This is a genomic window from Desulfosporosinus sp. I2 (assembly GCF_000960765.1).
GTDB lineage: Bacteria > Bacillota > Desulfitobacteriia > Desulfitobacteriales > Desulfitobacteriaceae > Desulfosporosinus.
The window spans coordinates 1-21050 of the sequence record NZ_JYNH01000080.1 but is presented as its reverse complement, the minus strand read 5'-3'; the positions used below and the strand labels follow the sequence as shown (position 1 = coordinate 21050).

Annotated in this window: 23 protein-coding genes, 3 pseudogenes and 1 riboswitch; of the genes and pseudogenes, 22 read left to right on the top strand and 4 right to left on the bottom strand. The window is 39.6% G+C overall.

All coding sequences use genetic code 11. From position 1 onward, the window contains the following. Positions 1–248: 248 nt before the first annotated feature. Together UF75_RS30215 and UF75_RS27315 are read right to left on the bottom strand one after the other, a co-directional pair. Positions 249–371, bottom strand: a complete 123-nt coding sequence (locus tag UF75_RS30215; RefSeq protein ID WP_242860280.1) for a SpoVA/SpoVAEb family sporulation membrane protein — start codon at positions 369–371, stop codon at positions 249–251. 12 nt (positions 372–383) lie between these two features. Beyond that, positions 384–536 (bottom strand): annotated as a pseudogene (locus UF75_RS27315) (stage V sporulation protein AD); the annotation flags it as partial. A gap of 486 nt (positions 537–1022) precedes the next feature. On the opposite strand from UF75_RS27315, the gene UF75_RS16530 reads away from it, so the two are divergent. Next, complete coding sequence (locus UF75_RS16530; protein ID WP_045575688.1) at positions 1023–1712, top strand: DUF421 domain-containing protein; 690 nt, start codon at positions 1023–1025, stop codon at positions 1710–1712. A 25-nt stretch (positions 1713–1737) separates the two neighbouring features. Here UF75_RS16530 and UF75_RS16525 read toward each other — a convergent pair whose 3' ends face one another. Further along, complete coding sequence (locus UF75_RS16525) at positions 1738–2889, bottom strand: acyl-CoA dehydratase activase-related protein (RefSeq protein WP_045575687.1); 1152 nt, start codon at positions 2887–2889, stop codon at positions 1738–1740. Between the two features lie 642 nt (positions 2890–3531). On the opposite strand from UF75_RS16525, the gene UF75_RS31075 reads away from it, so the two are divergent. Beyond that, the gene (locus tag UF75_RS31075) at positions 3532–3684 is read left to right on the top strand and encodes an aspartyl-phosphate phosphatase Spo0E family protein (protein WP_348983066.1); all 153 of its coding nucleotides are present in this window, start codon (positions 3532–3534) and stop codon (positions 3682–3684) included. A 176-nt stretch (positions 3685–3860) separates the two neighbouring features. On the opposite strand, the gene UF75_RS30205 is transcribed toward UF75_RS31075, so the two are convergent. Continuing rightward, on the bottom strand, positions 3861–4001 hold the full coding sequence (locus UF75_RS30205) for a hypothetical protein (protein WP_242860279.1): 141 nt from the start codon (positions 3999–4001) through the stop codon (positions 3861–3863). 746 nt (positions 4002–4747) lie between these two features. Here UF75_RS30205 and UF75_RS27305 point away from each other — a divergent pair. The 20 genes and pseudogenes from UF75_RS27305 (at position 4748) to qatC (ending at position 21035) form a co-directional block, all read left to right on the top strand. After that, complete coding sequence (locus tag UF75_RS27305; protein WP_242860278.1) at positions 4748–5278, top strand: DUF6431 domain-containing protein; 531 nt, start codon at positions 4748–4750, stop codon at positions 5276–5278. Positions 5279–5318: 40 nt separating this feature from the next. After that, positions 5319–5456 (top strand): hypothetical protein, encoded by a 138-nt coding sequence (locus UF75_RS28385; RefSeq protein ID WP_156146484.1) that lies wholly within the window; start codon positions 5319–5321, stop codon positions 5454–5456. A 572-nt stretch (positions 5457–6028) separates the two neighbouring features. Continuing rightward, the gene (locus UF75_RS16515; RefSeq protein ID WP_045575686.1) at positions 6029–6538 is read left to right on the top strand and encodes a DUF3231 family protein; all 510 of its coding nucleotides are present in this window, start codon (positions 6029–6031) and stop codon (positions 6536–6538) included. Positions 6539–6565: 27 nt separating this feature from the next. After that, a complete protein-coding gene (locus tag UF75_RS16510; RefSeq protein ID WP_045575685.1) occupies positions 6566–7084 on the top strand; it encodes a DUF3231 family protein in 519 nt (172 codons plus the stop codon). 50 nt (positions 7085–7134) lie between these two features. Then, the gene (locus tag UF75_RS29220; protein ID WP_052693362.1) at positions 7135–7485 is read left to right on the top strand and encodes an iron-containing alcohol dehydrogenase; all 351 of its coding nucleotides are present in this window, start codon (positions 7135–7137) and stop codon (positions 7483–7485) included. Positions 7486–7644: 159 nt separating this feature from the next. Beyond that, positions 7645–8148: pseudogene (locus UF75_RS29210) on the top strand (iron-containing alcohol dehydrogenase); the annotation flags it as partial. Between the two features lie 393 nt (positions 8149–8541). Beyond that, positions 8542–9417 (top strand): annotated as a pseudogene (locus UF75_RS31070) (energy-coupling factor ABC transporter permease). 335 nt (positions 9418–9752) lie between these two features. Further along, positions 9753–9842, top strand: a riboswitch (cyclic di-GMP riboswitch). A gap of 812 nt (positions 9843–10654) precedes the next feature. Continuing rightward, positions 10655–10903 (top strand): hypothetical protein, encoded by a 249-nt coding sequence (locus UF75_RS28375; protein ID WP_197079442.1) that lies wholly within the window; start codon positions 10655–10657, stop codon positions 10901–10903. Between the two features lie 26 nt (positions 10904–10929). Next, positions 10930–11346, top strand: a complete 417-nt coding sequence (locus tag UF75_RS16490) for a sigma-70 family RNA polymerase sigma factor (RefSeq protein WP_045575683.1) — start codon at positions 10930–10932, stop codon at positions 11344–11346. A gap of 77 nt (positions 11347–11423) precedes the next feature. Then, on the top strand, positions 11424–11633 hold the full coding sequence (locus UF75_RS16485) for a hypothetical protein (RefSeq protein WP_045575682.1): 210 nt from the start codon (positions 11424–11426) through the stop codon (positions 11631–11633). Positions 11634–11887: 254 nt separating this feature from the next. After that, positions 11888–12058 carry a hypothetical protein gene (locus UF75_RS30190; protein WP_242860277.1) on the top strand — a complete coding sequence of 57 codons (171 nt, stop codon included), beginning with the start codon at positions 11888–11890 and terminating at the stop codon, positions 12056–12058. Then, a complete protein-coding gene (locus UF75_RS16480; protein ID WP_242860276.1) occupies positions 12004–12270 on the top strand; it encodes a recombinase family protein in 267 nt (88 codons plus the stop codon). The genes UF75_RS30190 and UF75_RS16480 overlap by 55 nt, the downstream gene beginning before the upstream one ends. Positions 12271–12284: 14 nt before the next feature. Continuing rightward, positions 12285–12446 carry an SHOCT domain-containing protein gene (locus tag UF75_RS29205; protein WP_197079441.1) on the top strand — a complete coding sequence of 54 codons (162 nt, stop codon included), beginning with the start codon at positions 12285–12287 and terminating at the stop codon, positions 12444–12446. A gap of 83 nt (positions 12447–12529) precedes the next feature. After that, positions 12530–14128 carry a recombinase family protein gene (locus UF75_RS16475; RefSeq protein WP_045575680.1) on the top strand — a complete coding sequence of 533 codons (1599 nt, stop codon included), beginning with the start codon at positions 12530–12532 and terminating at the stop codon, positions 14126–14128. Next, positions 14129–15109 carry a recombinase family protein gene (locus UF75_RS16470; RefSeq protein ID WP_052693355.1) on the top strand — a complete coding sequence of 327 codons (981 nt, stop codon included), beginning with the start codon at positions 14129–14131 and terminating at the stop codon, positions 15107–15109. After that, entirely contained in the window at positions 15057–15749 is a 693-nt protein-coding gene (locus UF75_RS31065) for a recombinase family protein (RefSeq protein ID WP_348983065.1), read from the top strand. The genes UF75_RS16470 and UF75_RS31065 overlap by 53 nt, the downstream gene beginning before the upstream one ends. Then, positions 15682–16719 (top strand): recombinase family protein, encoded by a 1038-nt coding sequence (locus UF75_RS31060; protein WP_348983064.1) that lies wholly within the window; start codon positions 15682–15684, stop codon positions 16717–16719. Before UF75_RS31065 ends, UF75_RS31060 begins: the two co-directional genes overlap by 68 nt. A gap of 324 nt (positions 16720–17043) precedes the next feature. After that, a complete protein-coding gene (locus UF75_RS16460; RefSeq protein WP_045575679.1) occupies positions 17044–18936 on the top strand; it encodes a P-loop NTPase fold protein in 1893 nt (630 codons plus the stop codon). 10 nt (positions 18937–18946) lie between these two features. Continuing rightward, entirely contained in the window at positions 18947–19651 is a 705-nt protein-coding gene (locus tag UF75_RS16455; RefSeq protein ID WP_045575678.1) for a hypothetical protein, read from the top strand. Next, on the top strand, positions 19635–21035 hold the full coding sequence (gene qatC / locus UF75_RS16450) for a Qat anti-phage system QueC-like protein QatC (protein ID WP_052693353.1): 1401 nt from the start codon (positions 19635–19637) through the stop codon (positions 21033–21035). The genes UF75_RS16455 and qatC overlap by 17 nt, the downstream gene beginning before the upstream one ends. The last annotated feature ends 15 nt before the right edge of the window (positions 21036–21050 follow it).

Below are 21050 nucleotides of genomic sequence, written 5' to 3'. Positions count from 1 at the left end.
AGGTCTTGAAGACGGTTGGATAAGCCTTCCGTCAATCTCGGTTCAATGGGGCTAACCCACTATGGAATAATGACGAGTTGGAGGGCGTTATATCATCCAAGGAGCAGCACTTCCAATTAATGGTTATGTAGCCCGTAGGGCAGGGGAGATCAAGGAACGGGTAATTAATGAGACTCACGATACTGTAATGAAAGAGCTCACATTAAGACCTAAATGTCCTTAGAGAGGGAGCATAACCGCCGCACAAATCATAAAGTTGATTTATCATGCATACAAGTGGGCTGTTGCCCGGCTTTAAGACCATCTAATAATAATTGTCCGATGACACATATAGCTCCTCCAACCAAAAAAGCCCATAGAAATTTTTCCATTGTGACAGCTCCTTATAGTTCGATACTTACCGCATGAGCAACCGATGGAATACTTTCTTTCTGCTGAAAAGACATGGGTGATAATAGGGCACCGGTTGCGATGATTAATATTTTTTTAAGTTCCCCTTTGCGCATTCGATTTAAGAAATGCCCAAACGTTGTCGTCGGGATGCCCTTAGTAGCAATACAATAAAGTTAAAGTTTTTAAGTACCAATAATAAAGAGACTTAAATAGTTTACTTTTTATTGTGAGTATCCAAAAAACTTTACGCCCATTTAAAAGTAATAGCGTAATTGGATAGCCCCTCTGTTGCAAGAAATACCTTCATCTACAAACAATTCTACCATGTGTAATCAAAAGAGCCACGTCTGCCAGGGCTTTATGGTTATTCTCGCTTTTCATTCCATAATTATCGTATGATTAACCAAATCCCGGGTACAATATCCCTCAGGGCCTTTATTCCTCCTCATTGCTCTCATCGGGAACGCGGTGGGGGCTTCTTTTGTACCTAAATGGTATTTGTATAAGATGTAATGATAACCTAACTAAGGATCCTTAGAAACATATAGAGAGCATACTAAGCCAATAGAGCTCTAAAATGTAAATTGAAATAATTTTCCCCTGAGGACTTCCAATGGAGGTGATTTCCTTTGTTTGAGCCTTTTACCATAATATTAAGAGTAGTTTTAGCACTGATACTACTTCTTGCAGCCACCAAATTTTTAACAAAAAGAAGTCTAGCGCACCTTACTTATTTTGATTATGTAGCAGGAGTAACACTTGGGACTATTGCAGGTAACCTAGCCTTTAATCTTAAGATAGGTATCTTAAATTTTATTCTTTCCATAACAGTTACAACACTAATTATCGTGTTAGTCGCATATTTTTCTCTAAAATACGAGCCACTTCGTAGAGTTCTAGCTGGCGAACCCACTATTTTAATTAAAAATGGAAAGATCCTAGAAAATAATATGGCTGGGTTAAACTATTCTTTTGATTATTTAGTTCAGCAACTCAGACAGGAAAAAATTTTTGATATAGATCAAGTTGAATTTTCTATTCTTGAGCCAAGCGGGAAATTGAGCGTTCAGCTAAAATCACAATTTAGGCCATTAACTCCCCAAGATCTAAATTTGTCAACCAGTTATGAAGGACTTGCAACCGAGGTAATCTTGGATGGTAAAATAATTGGAAAAAATCTCATACAAAGTGGCTTAAACCATGAGTGGCTCTATCAAGAACTCAATAAAAAGGGAATTAAAAACACAGAGGATGTTGCTTTTGCTGTGCTGGCTACTAATGGCAACCTTTATGTTGATCTTTATCGGGATGAAGAGTAGACCCCTTTTGTTGAGGTAAACATATTTATTTTCCAGCTAAGTTTATTACTTCTTCACTGGTTATGTTTCTCGATTTATTTATGCGTGATCGTTCTAACAAATCTACAAACGCTTCCAGTCGCGTCTGTACCCCTGTATGTCCAGTATGTTCATCCATGATTAATTTCATAATCGGAATTTGATAATCGTTCTGAACTCTAGGTAAAACCTCAGAAGCTACTATTTCAGGCATGCAGGTAAGAGGGAATAGCTGAATAACCCCATCAAACCCTTCCTGGGCAAACTTTACGGCAGCCCCTACACTTTCTTGACCATGTCCTCCCACGAAATGGTTCAAATAGGGCTTGGCTAGCTTATGGTAAGAATTCATGGAGCGGTACCCATTAATTAACCCTCGGAATACGTTTTCTCCTACCCACCCGGATAAATAAATCGAGCGGTCGACGTGAACGCCCAATTGACCAAGCTGCTGTTCAACATCTGCAGAACTAAACGGATCGAGAACAGTATAAATTTCTCCTACTATGCCAATACGTAGAGGTTCTCCGATAGATTCATCCGAATCAGTATTCTGATGACTTAATTGCCGTTCACCAATACTTTCTTTAAGCCAACGGACCACTTCTTGTACTCCTGTATAACTCATCGTTTGGGCCATTCGTCTTTTTGCTTCGACGTATAATTTCTCTGCTTCTTGAGCTAATCGTGGTCGCGCTGCATGGATCATATCTTCAATTTGATCCAAAGCAATAATTTTTTGATAGGCGAATCGCATTGCCTGAAGAATTTTAGCCCAAGAAACTTTTTTGCCTACCAAATAGCGGATGCGCTGAGCTAATCCAAGAAAACTTCCATCCGGCGGTTCAAGAATCACCACATCATAAGGGTATCCTGCATCCTTGAGAATTTGACGTTCAACTTCTCCGTAATAGCCGAAACGACAAGGCCCGTTTCCTCCGGTCATTGCAATCGTATCAGCGCCCTTTTCCGCCGCCTCAATAAAGTTACCCAGGTTAAGTTTAAGAGGGAGGCAAGCGGATTCAGGTGAAAATTTGGTACCAAGCGTAATGGTACGCTTGCTGTTTTCTGGAGGCACAACAACATCTATGTTGACCGATTCAAAGAGCGTTTGTGCCATAATCCAAAGGTTTCCCATGTGTGGAAACGTTAATTTCAACAAAGTGACCTCCTTTTATGTCAAGTGTTTTCCTATTATCTCAAAATTCTCTGATGCTTTTAATATATTTCTATCCAATTGTCCTTCTCCGCATTAATTATCATTATTTTTTTTCAGTTTGTCTTATATCTTATTTGTAAATTCATCCAGCACCGAGATCAATGGAGACTTAAGGCCGTTCGAGATCGAGTTTGAGTTGAGTACGTGCAATTGATTTTTGTATAAGATGTAGAAAGGGGAGCCCGTTAAACTCTCCCCCTTTTGGTTACATAAAATGGAACAAATAACTTCTTGTAAGTTGGTGTGGCTGTATTTCTTCAAGAAGCCTCATCTACCATTCTAATCCTATTATATCCAAGTAGTGAGTCTGTAAGCTGGTATGTTTTGTCTATTCACTCCCTCGTATAATAAACCAAATCCCGGGCATGATAATTCATAAGACACATCTCCCCTTTAGCTTCGCTCTCACCCAAAAACGGTGGGGGCCTCTTTTATACCCAAATGGTATTTGTATAAGATTAGATAAAAGAGTAAGGCCCAGGCGCGATGCGGGGACCATACTCTTTTAACATATTTCGACAATACCATTACCTTTTATACGGTTGATGTTACTATGGTATTATATTAGAATATCCAACCTATATGTTTACAGAAAGAAGATGTTTCAAGGTGAAACTCATGGTCCGTGAACAAATTGAAGAATTGAGAATACAAATGCAAAAAATTGCAACTGATAAAGAACTTACGGATCCGAGAGTGGTAAGTATAAGCGAAAAATTAGACCTATTAAATTAACGAGTTTTATATAGCTTGGAAAAGATGTATATAAAAATAAGTTAATAATACGGATTCAGCCAAAACCTCACAAACTCCATAAGCAGTTCCCCCTCTGCTGTAAGTTTTACCCCTGCCATGACAATTCCTGCAAAAAAAAGAGAATGGATCGGGTTGAGGTGGAACCTTATTTATATTTAAATTAATTTATCCTTAGCCATCAAAATTTGAAACTTAAAGTTTCGTATGGACCAGTTATGATACCACGTGGCGTTTTTAATCCCACCCTTACCGTTACACTTTGGACATTGTTCATCGAGCGCATTAAGGTTAAACATTACTTAACCTCCGTTCTGCTGATTCCATTAATATAGTCTATTAGCAGAAATGGCTGAAGAGAGGCATTTGTCTATACGAGTAGCATAAAAACCCGGGTCGCAGGCATAATATCCTTTGTAAATTTGCTCGTCCTACTCATTGGCTCGCATCGGTAACGGTGGGGTCCTTTTTTATATCCAAATGGTATCCGAATAAGAGACGTATGGGTTAGGGAAGGATATACGCAGAGGTGAGAAACGTATATGGCTGGGTATAGTGTGTGGAAGGATCTAATCAAACCAACGATAGTCGCATACATTATAGCGTGTGCAATCCCAGGTGGAATCGCAGGAGTATATTATTTGTATAGTACTTATTTTTAGATCACCCAGGCGCAAATGTTCGGGTGATCAAATTGTTCTGGCATATTAATCCCTGAACCAGTTGGGAGGAATAATGTGTCTGAACTTGAAGAATTGCGCTTAAGTATGTTCAAGATAAAAAAGTGTAGATCTATACTGATCAGAAGACGAAACTGCAAGTGAAATATAAAATGATAGAAAAGGCAAAAGTGTTAACGCTGAATTAAAAAGTCCGAAAGCTGACGGTCTTGCCTGTCCCTAAGTTGACGAATATAATGACCATGACGTTATATCCTTGAAGAAAGGAGAAAGACGCCTCTAGTTAGATGTGGTACTGCTACAACAGCATCACTAGAGACGTCTTCCCATTAACAACATGATCATTGTATCAAATTATTCGCTAGTTGAGAAGAAAGATAAGACTGGCGTTTTTTGTTAGGAGTGCGGAAAGCGTACCTTGCCCTTGTTGTGAAAAACTCTTAATCGTCATAGGCAGTCGTCATCGGTTATGGTATCAAAGTTCTGGAGGAAGATTAATACTTATCATTCGTAGACTACGCTGTGAGTCATGTTTCAAGATTCACCATGAATTGCCGGACATGCTCGTTCCTTACAAACGCTATGATGCGGAAATCATCGAGGGTGTTTTAAACGAACCACCACGTAGAGACATTGCAGTGGATGAATCAACCCTCTCACGTTGGAAACTCTGGTTTTTCATGTGGGTAGTCTACGCCCAAGGCTGCTTACAGTCTATCTCGATTCGTTTCAACCTTTCTGTGGAGAACTCGTCCGATCGACCACAGTCCGCACTCCAACTCCTTGGACAGTTTGTCGGTACCGCAGACGGATGGATGAGTAGAACTGTCCAACCGATCGCGAATTCTCACCGTTGGAGACATACCCGTTCTGCATTCATGTCCACCTTCATCTGAGATAGAATCATGCTAATCCCACGAAATGGAGGCGTTAGCAATGAAAGATCAGAAGAAAGCGGAAGAGATTGCCGCCGGGAGGGTACAACTTTTGTCACCGTTACTAGCAGATGGACTGGACCCAGCCAAAGCCCGTCAACTTAAAGTTGCCCTTTGTTCGCAATCAGGTTTGTTCTAAAACCGTAATATTCAACAGGCGTTTTATGCCTGCCCTTTCTGGATTATTGTTAGAGTGGAGAGGGCAAAAACTATATTATTAAAAGTTGGATTGTTATCCTGGATATTTCTGTATGGGTTGATTTATCATAATATCCCGTTTACTACAGCTTCAGCCCCAAAAGATACTTTTTCTAATATAAGTGCCTTTATCGGTCACTCTATTTTTGGCAGTGCCACGGCTATAGTTTATGTGAACCTATTCTCAAAAGGTCCTATGTCTCAAGAATTGAAAAACGCGCACTGAATAAGCTGATCAAGGATTTTAAGACTGAAGGGTGTTAGCAAGCGAAGCCAGGAGCAGGTTTATGCCTGCTTCTTATAATTTATCGTAGAATTACTGCCCACAAAGAATGCAAAAAGAAAACGCAGCGACAACAGAGAGCACAGAGGACCGCGGAGCCGTTTCCAGCGTTGTTAGGTGATGTATTCGCTAATCCGGATACATTTTATTACTAAAAGTATAATAGAGTAAGATTCAGGAAATTATAAGAAAGCGAGAAACAAAAGGGGGTGTTAAAAATAGTAGATTTAATGGATAAATTGCAAAAAGTAGCTGATATCGGTAAGTCAGCCAGGGAAAAACAAAGAATTATTAATGTAGTAGAAGTTTTTTATATTTGGGATGTTTTAGTCACCAAGTTGGATGCCTTGGAAACCATCCAGATTTTTGAACATATGATTGAAGATAATGATTTAACAATAATTAAAAATAAGGTCAAAGAAGGCCTTGTCATAGGAATTGATGATATGGAAGCATTAATGCGCGATTACGATTTGCCTTTTCCCATGAGGCCGCCGGAAGACGTAAGTTCGACAGTTCATATAGAGGCTGTTAGAGACAGGGACATTTTTCAAATGTTCTATGAAGTTATTGCCGCATTTTTTCCTATTCTTGGCATCGGCTTTATGCAAAGTACCACCCCTGATGTCAGAAAAGGCTTAAAAAATCACTTACTCTTGACTATGGAATTACAGGAAATGCTGGTTGAATACGGTAAATTAAAAGGCTTTTTAAATCAACCGCCTGTCTATCGTCCATAAAATTAAAAAAAATTCGAGGTTGATATCATGAAGATATTTAAGTATATTGGAAAAATCTTTGAAATGGACAAGTCTCTCAGGGATAAACAAAGAACCATAAATGTAAGCGAGGTTTACCATCTCTGGAATCATTTGATGCAGAGATATAACGTCATATATGTTACCAATCTTTTAAACAGCTTCGTTAAAGATGATGATTTAAAGTTAGTCCTTAATTCTGGTAACAAGACTCTTACTAAGCATATCAAGTTATTAGAAAAAGAGCTTTTGAACTATGGCATTCCTTTACCTCTCAGGCCACCAAAACAAACCCAAAAGACGGTAAATTCCGAGCTGATATCGGACAGGCAGATTTACAGACGGATACTAAGAGGCATTCAGGCCTTTTTACCGGTTCATACCATGGCCTTTATTCACAGTACTTCGCCGAAACTCAGGGATTTGTTCATGTCTTTTATGGGTGAAGAAATGAAGATATATGATGAGTATCTCGAATACGGTAAAATCAAGGATTATTTAATTAGACCACCCGTCTACAGGCCTTAGTTGAAAATAAAGGAGGATTAGTTTTCATGTAAAAACCAACCTATTTTTACATGCCCAGCATTAACCTCATGGGAACAGGATGCCTGAATAATTTTGGCCAAGAATTACACGCCAAAGGATACAAAAAAGCACTCATTGTTACCGATAAAAACTTGGTCAATTTAGGTCATGTGGGAAAAGTAGAACTGATTTTGAAGGATGCCGTTATAACCTACAGCATTTTTGACGGAGTAGAACATCCCAACCCGACTATTTCATTTGTCGAAAATGGTTTAGACCACCTCAAAAAGGGCAATCTTCTCAGAAAAGATTTTGACTTTATAATCTCGGTAGGCGGGGGCACCAATCATGATTGCGCGAAGCATAGCCCTGTTGGCGGCAAACGGAGGCAAAATTGCTGATTATGAGAGATTAAACAAGGTTCCCAAGGCTACCCTCCCCTGGGTCATCATAAATACTACTTCCGGCTCCGGCGCAGAAGTGGCGATTTTTGATATTATCTCTGATAAATCACGGAAGGTAAAATGAACATCGTGGACTCGTAGACGCTCGCTACCTTAACGGTCAACGACCCTTCCTTAATGACTACCATGCCCAGGGAAGTAACGATTTCTTCAGGTATTGACGTGTTGACCAATGCCATTGAAGCTTATGTTTCTTTTAAAGCCACGCCCGTTACGGACGCCCTGGCTCTGGTAGCCATTAAGCTGGTTTTTAACTATTTAAGAAAAGCCGCTGCCAACGGCAACGACACAGAAGCCAGAGAGAAAAAGATGTACGCTGAATTCATGGCCGGAATGTCCTTTAATAACGCCGGGGTAGGATATATTCATGCCATAGCCCATCAAATTGGCGGGTTTTCCAACCCAAACTTCCTTAGGGATTATGAGTTGACATTTTCGCACGTAAGATGCAGGGAGATTTTGAAAGCATTTTGGAACATGGAATTCATTACATTACAAACTATGGAAAGATATCTGGCATGGGTTCATATGCCTATAATCACCTCCTTAGTAAAACAAAGAAGACCATGGAGAGAAAAAATGACCAGACTTAATGTCTAGTCAAGACCTCCATGGTCTTTTTGTTTATAATTAATATTTGGCTATGGCAATGTATTCTACACAGAAGTGTTAATCCCTTCTCCATTTTAATTTTTTTATGAGGTTTTTAATATTTTTTAGATTTTGAAATTGCTTTAAATTATGTGGCGTGGAGCTGCAGTAGCACAGAAATAAAATAGTATCTAGGAAGAAGCAGGATTTGAAGAGGTGGTTGACTTTGTGCTGGAAGAAACTGTCGCCAAACTCGGGGTAAAAGGCATATAAATTAAATTATACAGCACTTTCGTGATCCCTAGGTGAGAAGAATATATTTTATTTTACGAGGAAATATTTGGCAGGAATTCACGAAGGGTTGTAGAAAAATGATATTGCAGAGCAAGACCATGAAGGTGTTTGCAAAAACCATGGAGGTTTGACTCATTAGAGTCTGCTTCGTGGTTTTTTGTTTGTTTGTTTGAAAGGGGGGCTTCAATAAAAATACCTAACCACAAAAATGCCTTTTCCTTCACGCTTATGATGTTTAATGTCCCTATTCCTGACGGAACAACGGCACATGCGGTGGGTGGGTCATTATTAGCTATCCTCTTTGGTCCTTGGACCGCTGCGATTGGGGTTGCTATCGCTTTAGTGATTCAAGCAATCTTTTTCGGTGATGGCGGCATTTTGGCTCAGGTGCAAACATATTCAACATGGCTATTGTGCTACCGTTCCTAAGCTATGCCATTTACAGTTTTATCGCTGGGAATAGTGTATTCGTCAAAACGCCGTTGGATTGGGGCAGCTATAGGGGGATACATCGGCCTTTGCGTCGCTGCTGTTTGTGCAGGCATAGAGTTTGGGTTGCAGCCGCTTCTTTTACATACAGCTAACGGGACTGCGCTTTATAGCCCCTATGGACTGAGTGTAGCTGTACCGGCAATGCTTTTTGCTCATATGATCGTGGCAGGGCCGGTCGAGGCTGTGGTAACTGCAATGGTCATTGCTGTATTTACTCCATTGGGGCTTCTGGCATCAGGAGCTGCTTGGGGCGAATGGGGTGGAGATGACATACAGTCAAAACTTGGATTTGTTCCAGAGGGATTCCAAAAATTTGGCGATTTTTGGAATCATGCAGTACTCAAAGACTATGGCATTGCAGGATACGACCAAACATTCTGGCAACAGGCGCTTGGTTACCTTTTATCGGCGTTTGTAGGAGTGTTAGTTATAGGTTTAATAACTTTTGCTATTGGACGTTTTGTTAGTAAAAAAAGACAATCTCAAAGTTAATTATCACTTAGCGAATCCCGTATGTTGGATTCCCTAGGCAGGATCTGACATACCTTCTCTTTCGCCTAGATTAATGAAGGCATAGATGACAAGTCTAAGTATCTAGGCGATTTTTTCTGAATTTGTCAATTATACAATGTCAGTCGGAGGGAGGCCAGATTAGACCAGTTCGGGTTGGACATGCGGTCATCCCGCCGGGATAAATTTACTCCCTTGATAAACGAAAAGGAGTAAATTTATTCATAAACTCAATCTATTATGGATAAAAGATTCCTTCGGTGTTTCCTCTCAACACTAAATAATTGCTGTGTTGTTGTAAATAACAATTAAATTATCAGCGCTAAGGGCAAACCTGTCAAAAGATAGGGACGCAAAGCCATATGGTCTAAGGTGCTTACCAGCACTATGATAGCCTGGCTACCGCAGAGACTACGTGTCTAAACCTGCCCTTTTAGCGGCAGGTTTTTTTGTCTTTTAAGCACGGCATTCGTGACTTTAGTGCTGAAAGTCCACTACGATGGCTGCTAGCACCAGTTGCTAGGTAAAGGTAAGGGGTGTGTGGACTATGAAGGAAGCCGGAGGCAAGATGCCGACCTTGTGCGCAGAAATTACATATAAGGCATATATAGCTATCGTGTCCTCTCTTCATTTAAGGAATTCAATTAATAATGTGAGAACAACATGAATACGGTCGCATTTCGACAAAATATGATCGCGATATGGATGATGTCAGTATCAAGATTTTTGTTTTTCATTTTAAGTAAGCGAGGTGCTGACAAATGAAAAATGTAACATTATTAAAAATTAAAAGGTTAAAATAGCTGATGTACAGTGGTATAAGGATATCTATGCCGAGGCTGGCTTCTCCGATCCAGATTACGTTCCACCCTCATGGAATGATGCGCAACTCTCAACATTTCCACAATTCAATATGCCTCAAACAGACCGTAAAACCGCAATTTGTAACAATCAAATTGCGGTTTTGTTATTGACAAAAACTTCCTATTTTCGACTTCTGGTATGTCTAAAACATTCTCATTTCTCCAAAAAAATTTTTAAAAATGAATTAAGGAACTGGATAAAGGGCAACCGATACCAGTTAAAAAATGAAATCTTATTTTCACAGTTTAACGAGCGAAACCTCGGAAAGCTTTGCTTTTACGGACCGAATTTTAAATATAAACAGCTGAAGGTCCCAAAATTCAATGTCAGTGTCTGGAACGGGCTTTTATTTCAGGTGTTAAATACCTGGAACGAGGTCAAGTGCGGCATCATCCTTATGTCTTTCTGGTTGGACATGAAGGATGCAGAAAGAGTGGACAAGCTCGGTGTCAAGAGCAGAAACATCAACTGCAACAAGCATAGTGCCTATGAGAAAATAAGAAAATTTTTAGGGGAAAACGACCATAAGCTTGGCTTTTCTGCTTTCTTAGGAAATTCAACCGGGTGCCGTTCTCCTCCGCTTGTTCTTCATTTTTCAGATTAAAAAATCTAAAAATGGAGGACAAGCTCATGGAAGAACACGAGCGTAAATACACGTTAGTCGTTCAAAGGAAACGGATTGCTGTGAGTAAAGAAGTCTATATGGCTTACTACCACTGCAGAGATAGGGAAAAGTATCTTGATAAACTGGCAGAAACAAACAATATATCCTTTGAAGCCTGCCATGAAAAGGGTATTCAAGTGGAATATTTGCTTGTATCTGCGCAGGAATCCATAGAGGACAGGATCATCATGAAAGAAATGATTGCCAAGATGTTGCGGTGTCTTACTCTTTTAGAAGAAAACGAGCGAATGCTGATTAATGAACTGTTTTTCAAAGGTAAGAGTGAGCGTCAATTATCGGCAGAAACAGGAATACCACAAAAAACAATCAACGATAGAAAACGCAAAGTTCTACTGAAATTAGAAAAAATTATAGAAAAGTAAAAAAAATCCGCTCAACCCCTCACTTTTTTCCCTATAGAAGTGAGGGGCTTTTTTTAACCCTCACTGCTCTTTGAGAAATGTCGGTGCAAGCCGTCCATACCCGACAGCTCAAATACGTTAACTGTTCAGCTGCCAAAACGGAAAGCGACCTTGGTAAACACGCCAGAACAGCCTGCGGACAAATTGCCCGTAAAACCGATCGCCTCAAAGGCTATGAGCGAGAAATGTTTGACCATAAAACAATCTGTGGTGGATTGCTTCGCCAGGACCTGAACAGCCTACAATGATACTCCTGCATAGTCGAGGTTAAGTCCCAGAGTGCAGCCCGGAGGTTCTCGGGGAGGTAGAATTCCTGTGATACCTGCTAACTACAGGTAGTTTGAGCTGTTGCCCCGGTGCTTGGGAAGTAGTGTCAAATAAAGCACAGGCTGAAAATGAAGAACAAGCGCAACTGCTTTGATATCAGAAACTATGCAGCGGAACTCAAAGTCCGCTGCATCCTTGTGATTTTAAAGCCCCAAATTTAAGGAGGCATGAGATTATGGAAGACGAGAAAAGAGTATGGATTTACAACCGGGTAGCTAACGGCGATCCTGAATTGATGGAGGCCCAAAGAATGAGCTGTTACGCCATGCAAAAAGCCTTGGTTATAAGGCAGTGGGAGAAGCTCATGATACCGGAAGCGCACGGTGCATGGACCGGGAAGGAATAAAAGAGGTCTCTGCTGCAGCCGCTTCCGGACAAATGGATGCCGTACTAATTAAAAATGTTTCTTGCCTTGGGCGAGATATACTTCCGACCCTGGCATACATTGCGCAGCCTAACCGATGGGGTGTGGAGGCAGTCTCTGTCACGGAGGGCATCATTAAAAACATAGTCCCAAATGAAGCGATTGACCATATTATAGACACAATGCAGATGTAAAGGAGGATAAAGCCATGTCGCAAGCTCAAATAGCCAAAGAAGTTAAATACAAAATGGCGCTTTCCCTGCTTAAATCCATGCTTGAAAAGGGTCTCATTACTCTTTCGGAATTTAAGGAAGTGGACCAAATAAATCAGTGTTTGTACACCCCTCAATTAGTAGAGGTATATATGTAAAAACACTTGATATAGTGTTTTTTGTGTAGTACTGTGTGTTGCTAACAGGACGTCTTGTTCTGAAAAAAGAAAGGAGGATGCGTATGCCCAAGGTAACCATGATCAACCCAATCAGTCCAAAAACAGAGAAAAAAGCGATCCCCAAACTACGTGTGTGCGCATACTGCCGTGTCAGCTCAGACCACAATGAGCAGCAACAGTCCTTTTCGACACAGGTAGAGTACTACAACGAGCTGATCGAAGCCAACGAAGCTTGGACGTTTGCGGGTATTTACGCCGATGAGGGCATCAGCGGCACCAGCAAAGACAAGCGTGACGAATTTCTGAGGCTGATGAAAGACTGTGAAGCCAAAAGGTTGGATAGGGTCATCACCAAATCCATCTCCAGATTTGCGAGAAATACCAAGGACTGCATTGAAGCGGTCAGAAAGCTGAAAGAGCTTGGAATTGCCATCTATTTCGAAAAGGAAAATATCAACACCCTGACAGTGGACAGCGAACTGGTTCTCACCATACTCGGTTCTACAGCCCAGGAAGAATCCATTTCCATCTCCAAAAACAACAAATGGGCAATACAGAAAAAGTTCGAAACAGGGGAATGGAATCCCTCTTGCCTTCCCTACGGATACACCAAGGACGCCGAGGGTAAAATCATCATCGATGAAGGGGAAACCGTCATCGTTCGCAGGATATATCGTGACTACTTAAACGGCAAGGGTTCTTACATCATCGCCAGGGAGCTGACACAGGAGGGTGTTTCTACAAGAAGAGGTGCAGAAGCCTGGGGAGAAAATGTAGTTGCGGAAATCCTGACCAGTGAAAAATATGTCGGTGATATGCTGATGCAAAAGACCTTTACCACCGATACAGTGCCTTTCATCCGGAAAAAGAATAAGGGTCAAAAACAAAAGTATTTTATACAGGACAGCCATGAACCCATTATTACAAGAGAAGAAGCCCAGCGTGTTAGGGAAATCATGGACCGGCGAAGAAAAGAAAAAGAGATGGTTGCCGACACCGGGAAGTACAATAACCGATACCCGTTTACCGGTAAAATTATATGCGGTGATTGTGGAACCACTTTCAAAAGACAGAAGCTATTCAAAGGCATGCCCTACCAAACGGAACAGTGGTGCTGCAGCAAGCATATCCGAAATCGAACAGTATGCAGCATGACAGCCATCAAAGAGGATTACATCAAAGCAGCATTCATCATTCTATACAATAAGCTGAAAAGCAACTGTGATCCAATACTAATCCCACTATCAGAAGATTTGAAAAAGCTCCATTACAGTCAAGGATATGAATCGCAGATAAAAAAACTTAACAGCAGAATATCGGAACTAACGGAACAGAGTCATGTATTGAGTAGACTAAGGTCGAAAGGATATCTTGACTCTGTTCTTTTTATAGAGCAAAACAGCCTCATCGTAAAAGAACTTGCGGAATTAAAAGCACAGCGCAGTGCTCTCCTTGATTATACAGATTTTGATGAGCAAATCACCAGGACCCATGAGCTGATCACCATCCTCAAAAAGCAGGATGACCTGATGGAGCGCTTCGATGAGAATAACTTCTCTCTGATGGTAGAAAAGATCATCGTGAAGTCAAAACTAACGCTTACCTTCCACTTAATAAACGGATTGGAGCTTACAGAGCTTATTGGAGAGGAAGTGAGCTAAATGGCGCAAAGGCATATGCCCTTCGGCTATAAAATCATCGACGGAACCGTAACCATCCTACCTGAAAAGGCAGACCTGATCCGAAAAATGTTCTGCGATTATATCGCAGGAATATCCCTTCTGCAGATGGCTAAAGACCTGACTCAACAGGGAATTTCCAATGCTAACGGAAAACCCTCATGGAATCACGGTTCCATCGGAAAAATCTTAAGCAACTGCAAATATAACGGCAATGATTTCTACCCTGCCATAGTCACAGCGGAAATATTTAAGAGCGTAAAAGCATACAGGGAAGAAAAGAATACTCAGCTTAACAGAAATACCAATTACTATGCCAACGGCATCACCAGCACTTACCCTTTCAGCGGCAAGGTAGTCTGCGGCGAATGCGGAAGCGTGTTTAAGCGCTACACCGAGCACCATGATAAAAATAAAAAATGCAACTGGAAATGCAAGCGCTACATTGTTGACAACAGGGTCTGCTGCAAAAGCGGAGTGGTGGATGACCATCAGCTGGAAGCCGCCTTTATAGAGATTATCAACCGGGTGCTTGAAAAACCGGATGTGATAGAGACTCACCCCACAGTCAAGGCAGTACAGGAGAGTACGGAATTAAAAAAGCTTACCCTGCAAATCTCCAGCGCATTACATAAAAGCGACTCGGACTCAGCGGAACTGGCAGAGCTATTATTCAAAAAAGCTGCAGAGCAGTATCGGCTCTCAACGATAGATGACTTTGAGTACCAAACTAGTAAGCTGAAAGCGATATTTCAAACTCGTAAACCCATTACAGAATTTGATGAAGCTTTATTCAAGGCCACCATCAAGAGCATTACGGTGGAAAAGATCGGCCAACTGCGATTCGAGCTGACCAACGGTGTCACGCTAAATACCACCTATACATTACGTGGAAAAGGAGGAATAGATCATGGCAAGAGTGACAAAAACAGTATCAGTGATCCCTGCCGATCCGATTTATAATTTAAATGAAAAGGCAAAGGAAAAGAAACTGCGAGTAGCGGCCTACTGCCGTGTCAGTACAGAACTGGAAGAACAGCAGTCAAGCTATCAAATGCAGGTGGAGCATTATACCAGAGAAATACAGTCAAATCCAAAATGGAAGTTCGCAGGCATCTATGCGGACGAAGGCATCAGCGGAACCAACACCAAAAAGCGTACCGATTTTAACCGAATGATCGAAGATTGCATGGCAGGCAAGATTGACATGGTGCTGACCAAATCCGTCAGCCGATTTGCCCGCAATACCGTAGACTGCATTACCTACATCCGTCAGCTTAAGGAGAAGAACATCGCCGTATTTTTTGAGAAAGAAAACATCAACACTCTAGATGGTGCTGGCGAGCTTCTAATTACCATCCTGGGCAGTCTGGCACAGGAAGAAAGCCGCTCCTTAAGCACCAATACAAGATGGGGTGTTGTCCGCCGGTTCGAAAGAGGGCAGGTATACCTGAACCACACGCAATTCCTGGGCTACACCAAAAATCCCGGAAGGGGAGCTTGTCATCGTACCGGAAGAAGCAGAAACGGTAAGATTGATATTCAGGCTTTACTTAGAGGGCTGCAGCTTTTCGAAGATCAAGAAGTACCTGGAGGAAAATAGCTTTAAAACAGCCACAGGCAAGGACAAATGGTATGGTAGCACCATAGCAGGTATGATTTCCAATGAAAAATACATGGGAGATGCCCTGCTGCAAAAAAGCTATACCACAGATTTTATTAATAAGACAAGAGTCAGAAACAGAGGAATCGTGCCTCAATACTATGTGGAAGGAAGTCACGAAGGGATTATCTCCAAGGAATTATGGAACCAAGTGCAGGAAGAAAGGGCTCGTCGGGCCAACATCAGAAAATCCACGGATAAACGTGCCAAAACAGACAATGGTAAATACAGTTCAAAATATGCCCTCTCAGACCTCGTCCTGTGTGGAGAATGCGGCAAACCATATAGACGTGCAACCTGGACGAACTACACGGAGAAACGAATCGTATGGCGCTGCTACAACAGGCAGGAGTACGGGAAAAAATACTGCAAGCATTCGCCGACCATTGATGAGCCGCTCTTGCAAGATGCCACTATGAAGGCCATCAACCTGCTGATCGATGACAAAGAAGGTTTTATGGACACACTTACTTCCAATCTCCAAATGATCATGGGCAAGCATGCTAAGGTAATGGACATTCCGGCTATGGATAAACGGCTGGATGAACTGAAAACAGAAATGCTCGCCTTGGTTGAGAAAAATGCAAAAAGCAGATTCAACAATGTAGATTTTGATGAGGCTTATGAAAAAATCGCTGCGGAACGCAAGCAAATACTCAGAGAGAGAAACGAGTATACAGAGCAGCAAGCCTACCATGATACCTACCGCCACAGGGTCAACGAGATGAAAAAATTCCTCGGTGATGTGAACTGTGCCATGACTGAATTCGATAACGATCTGGTTAGACGGCTGATACAAAGTGTCAAGGTCCTTTCCAAAGAAAAGATTATCATCACCTTTAAATCCGGCCTCGAAATGGAACAGGCTGTGGAATTGAGAGAAAAGCACCAGGATGGCAGAGCATCATGAAACAGCGGATAAAGTCATAAAAAACAATCGCACCATCCCCTGAATCGGAGGCAGAATAAGGGGAAAAGAACTTCGGGTATGTGCATACTCCCGGGTCAGCACAGAGTAGGAAAGCATTAGGTGCCTGACTAGATTTCCTTTGATACATATAGGGGTATAGCTCGCCGAGGAAAGCACTAATGGCATTCTGAGAAATTAGTCAAGTAAAAAGACTTTCAAGAAGTTTTACCAGAATCTATGATATAATTATGTCTATTATGCGACGTTAATAATATGTAGTTTGTTACTTAAATATAAGCGTACTATAAAAAAGGAGATAACTGTATGTGGATTGATAGAGAATCTAAAATTGATTTATTAGCATATAACCCCTTTGCAGAACTGGTCACAAATATAACAGCCAATGATAGAATGAATCCACTTACTGTAGGATTGTTTGGCAGTTGGGGTGTTGGCAAATCCACATTGTTAAAACTGGTTGAAAATAAAATTAACAAACTAGACCCCAGCAAAAAGAAAATCGTTTGTATCTCCCTAAATTCATGGATGTTTGAAGGATATGATGACGCCAAGAGTGCGATTATGGAAAGCTTGCTCAGAACGCTAGAAGATAATCAGCCTGCTTTTGAAGGATTAAAAGAGGACATTAAATCTTTAGTAAAAAGAATTGACTTTATAAGACTTGGAGCTACTGTTCTTAAACACGGTACACCATTCCTCATGGGTGCGATGAATCCAGCAGTGGCGGCAATAACTGCAGCGCAATATATGACTGAAGAAAAAAGAGCTGTTATATTGGAAGATTTAAAAAAGGTATGGAAAGAAAAAGAGCAAGATCCAAAAGACACAATGGTAGAAAACATTAGGCTATTTCGAAAAGAATTTAAAGATTTACTTGATAAATCAAAAATTGGCAACTTGGTAGTTATGATCGATGATTTAGATAGATGCACACCTGAAAGAGTAATTGAAACCTTAGAGGCTATAAAGTTATTTTTATCAGTTCCGAAAACAACTTATATTATTGCAGTTGATACGCAAGTAATAAAATATGCTGTTGAAAAGAAGTACCCTAAAATAAATGAAGATACAATCAGATTTTCTGATAACTATATTGAAAAAATCATTCAGTTGCCAATATACATTCCAGAATTATCAGAGTTAGATTTGAAAAACTATTTATTGCTATTAATCTGTGAGCTGTTCATGAAAGAGGATGTGCTAAATAGATTCCTTGACAAACTGAGTGAAGATAATCTGTTTTTAAGTGGTGCAAAAGTAGATCTTGAATATTTAAAAAAAGCATTAGGAACTTTTACTGAAGATCAGTTTAGAAGTAACGATTTAATAGGCTTTATAAATATGTTTCAAACAATATCAGTAGCAAGCGATGTGATGGCTTGTACTTTGAAAGGAAATCCGAGACAAGCTAAACGATTTTTGAATACTTTTTTAATTAGGAAGAGTTTAGCAAAGATATACTATAAGAAAGACCCAGAATTCAACTATTCAATTTTGGCGAAACTTATGTCACTAGAGTATATTGATGAAAAGTTGTTTAAAGATTTATACAGATGGTCTTTAGCCAATAAATCACAAGAGAATATCAGTGAATTGAAACAGTTGACCGAGATTGTTATACGTGACGAAGAATTACCAGAGGAATTTAGGAAATGGGGCGACGAAAGGGTTTTGAGATGGTTAAAATCTGACCCTCAAAATCTTTATGAAAAAGATTTGTCACGATATTTCTATTTGACTAGAGAATCTCTAAATATTAATTTTAGTGTGTCAGACTCTCTTTCCAAAGAGGAAATGAAAATATTTACTGAAATTCTAAGAGCAAAGAAATTGGCACTATTTAATAAGATCATTAAAGAGCTAAAAGATAACTCTCATATTAGATTTACAAAGATACTTGATGCTTTAATTGAACGATCCAGAGATGACATTAAAATGCTTGAAAAAATGCAAAGTATATATTTCCATTATCCAGAATATAGAGCAGACATTAAAGATTTGATTAAAAAAATTAAAAACAAAGATTTAACACTTGTAACAGCTAATATATTAAATGGAATGTACCGAAAAGAACCAGATGAGTTTCAAGATGTTATTAAAACTTTACAAGAAAAAAATATTAATTCTGACTTAATGGAAATTATTTGTCAACAGGATAATGCTGCTGCATCTATTTCGACACAAAGAAAACCGTGAGGTGATTTTAATGGGAACTTCTAAAGGATATATTCCACCTAAGAATTCTGAATGGAAACAAGCTAAGGGCGCGGTAACCAGAATGTCGAGTGGTACATATAGTAGCGATAATGCTAAAAAAGCAATATCTAAATTTGCTGAGGCATATACAGGAACACATCTGTCTAATAGTAATGTGAGTGCAGTTGCCGGTGGGGTAATAAATTTCTTGCATTCGATCGCCACCCATGGATTACAGGAAACAGCTACAAAGTTGGGGCTTGATAGTCTTCTGGATAAAAAAGGTGTAGAACTTTACAAAGGGATCATTGACTATTTTGCAAGAGATTTTTCATCAATAGATGGACAAATAATTAGAAATAGCTTATCAGAAACATTTGAAGGATTAGAGATTAATACCTTTGATGATTTTGCTAATATCACTAGTGAAGTTTTTTTAATAACTTTTATTATCGATTTTGCAATTAAAAGTTTTGAAGTGTGTTTTTCAGAAAAAATATTATCAAATCAGAAAATGGCTAGTGACTATGATCGAATTATCGATGATGTAAGTTCCATTATTGAAAATAGAATAGTGACAGATATTGAAATAAATAATGCGTTAGAGATTGATTATTTGAGTAAAGAAGGACAAGATTATATTCAATCCATCTGTAAAGATTGCTTCAATTCTCTAAGGCTAATCGAGGGGGATTATAATGAAGATATGGATTAATAAGACGACTTATTCTGTTCCTTCAAGTGATTTCTCAAATGCGTTAGTCTTTAATATGTTAGATGAAAACCCTAAGTCCAACCTTAAGACAAACTTTGAAGAAATATGGAGACGATTTTCCAAACAAAATGTTGAATCAATATATGAAGATTTTTTGGTGTTTGCCGCAAGTGTTTATGCTACAGATAAAAGGGTCCCTCGAAGTAGTAGTAGTATCACAGGGTCTGAGACTAAAGATAACTGGACACGAAAATTAGAACTATGCGTTCCCGTCTTAAATCTTCATCAATGGCTATCAGTAAAAGGAAAATTGGAAAAAGCTCTAAATTTTCTGAGCGGTGATATCTGGACGCTTACTTTTAGGGAAACAGAAGAACGATATCGAGATCTTGAATATAGAAAAAAATATCATCTGATAAATGCCAAGTTTGATGGTGTTTGCTTATTTTCAGGTGGACTCGACTCGTTTTCAGGAGCCATTAAATTATTACAAGATGGTAAAAATATTTGTTTTGTTGGTTGTATGGAATATAATCAATTGAACAATCGTATATTGGAACTTTATCAATTAGTAAAACAAACATATAATAATGTAAATTCAGATATTATTGTGTTTTCCACTAATCCTAAAGTACCTGATAATATTGATGATGATTTTAAAAGTAGATTCACTGAAAATACTAGTCGTAGCAGATCGTTACTTTTTATAGCTGGAGCTATTGCAACGGCGTCATTAATAGGAAACAATGTTCCTATGTATATTCCTGAAAACGGATTTATTGGATTGAATATACCGTTGACACAGAGCAGATTAGGTAGCTGTAGCACTAGAACCACCCATATTTTTTTCGTACACCTATTGAATGATGTATTACATGGGCTTGGGATACCACATAAGATAGAGAATTTCTACGCATATAAAACTAAAGGAGAAATTGCAGAAGAAATTAAGGATACAAAACCTTTTCTGGAAGGTGCAGGAAGGACTATTTCATGTTCTCACCCAACTCAAGGAAGAATTGATGGTGCTCCAGTACCAATCAACTGTGGTTACTGTTTCCCCTGTTTGATACGCAGAGCCTCTCTTCATAAAGTGGGATACTGTACCGATAGTTATCTAGATTCTTATAATAGCAATTATAAACTTAGTACTACATTCATAAAGAAATACTACAGTTCAGACTCCGGTAGAGCTAAAGATTTAAAGGCGATATTGGCAGCACTACGTAGATATTTACAGAATAGTAATAACGACTTCTTTATGAAGGAAATGATCAAACTGGGTGGCTTGAGCATAGACGACATTAAGCAATTCAATCAAGTATATACTAAATCGATGGAAGAACTTAAAAATATGATAATATCACAAGCTCAAAAAAAGTGACTTGGAACTATTAAA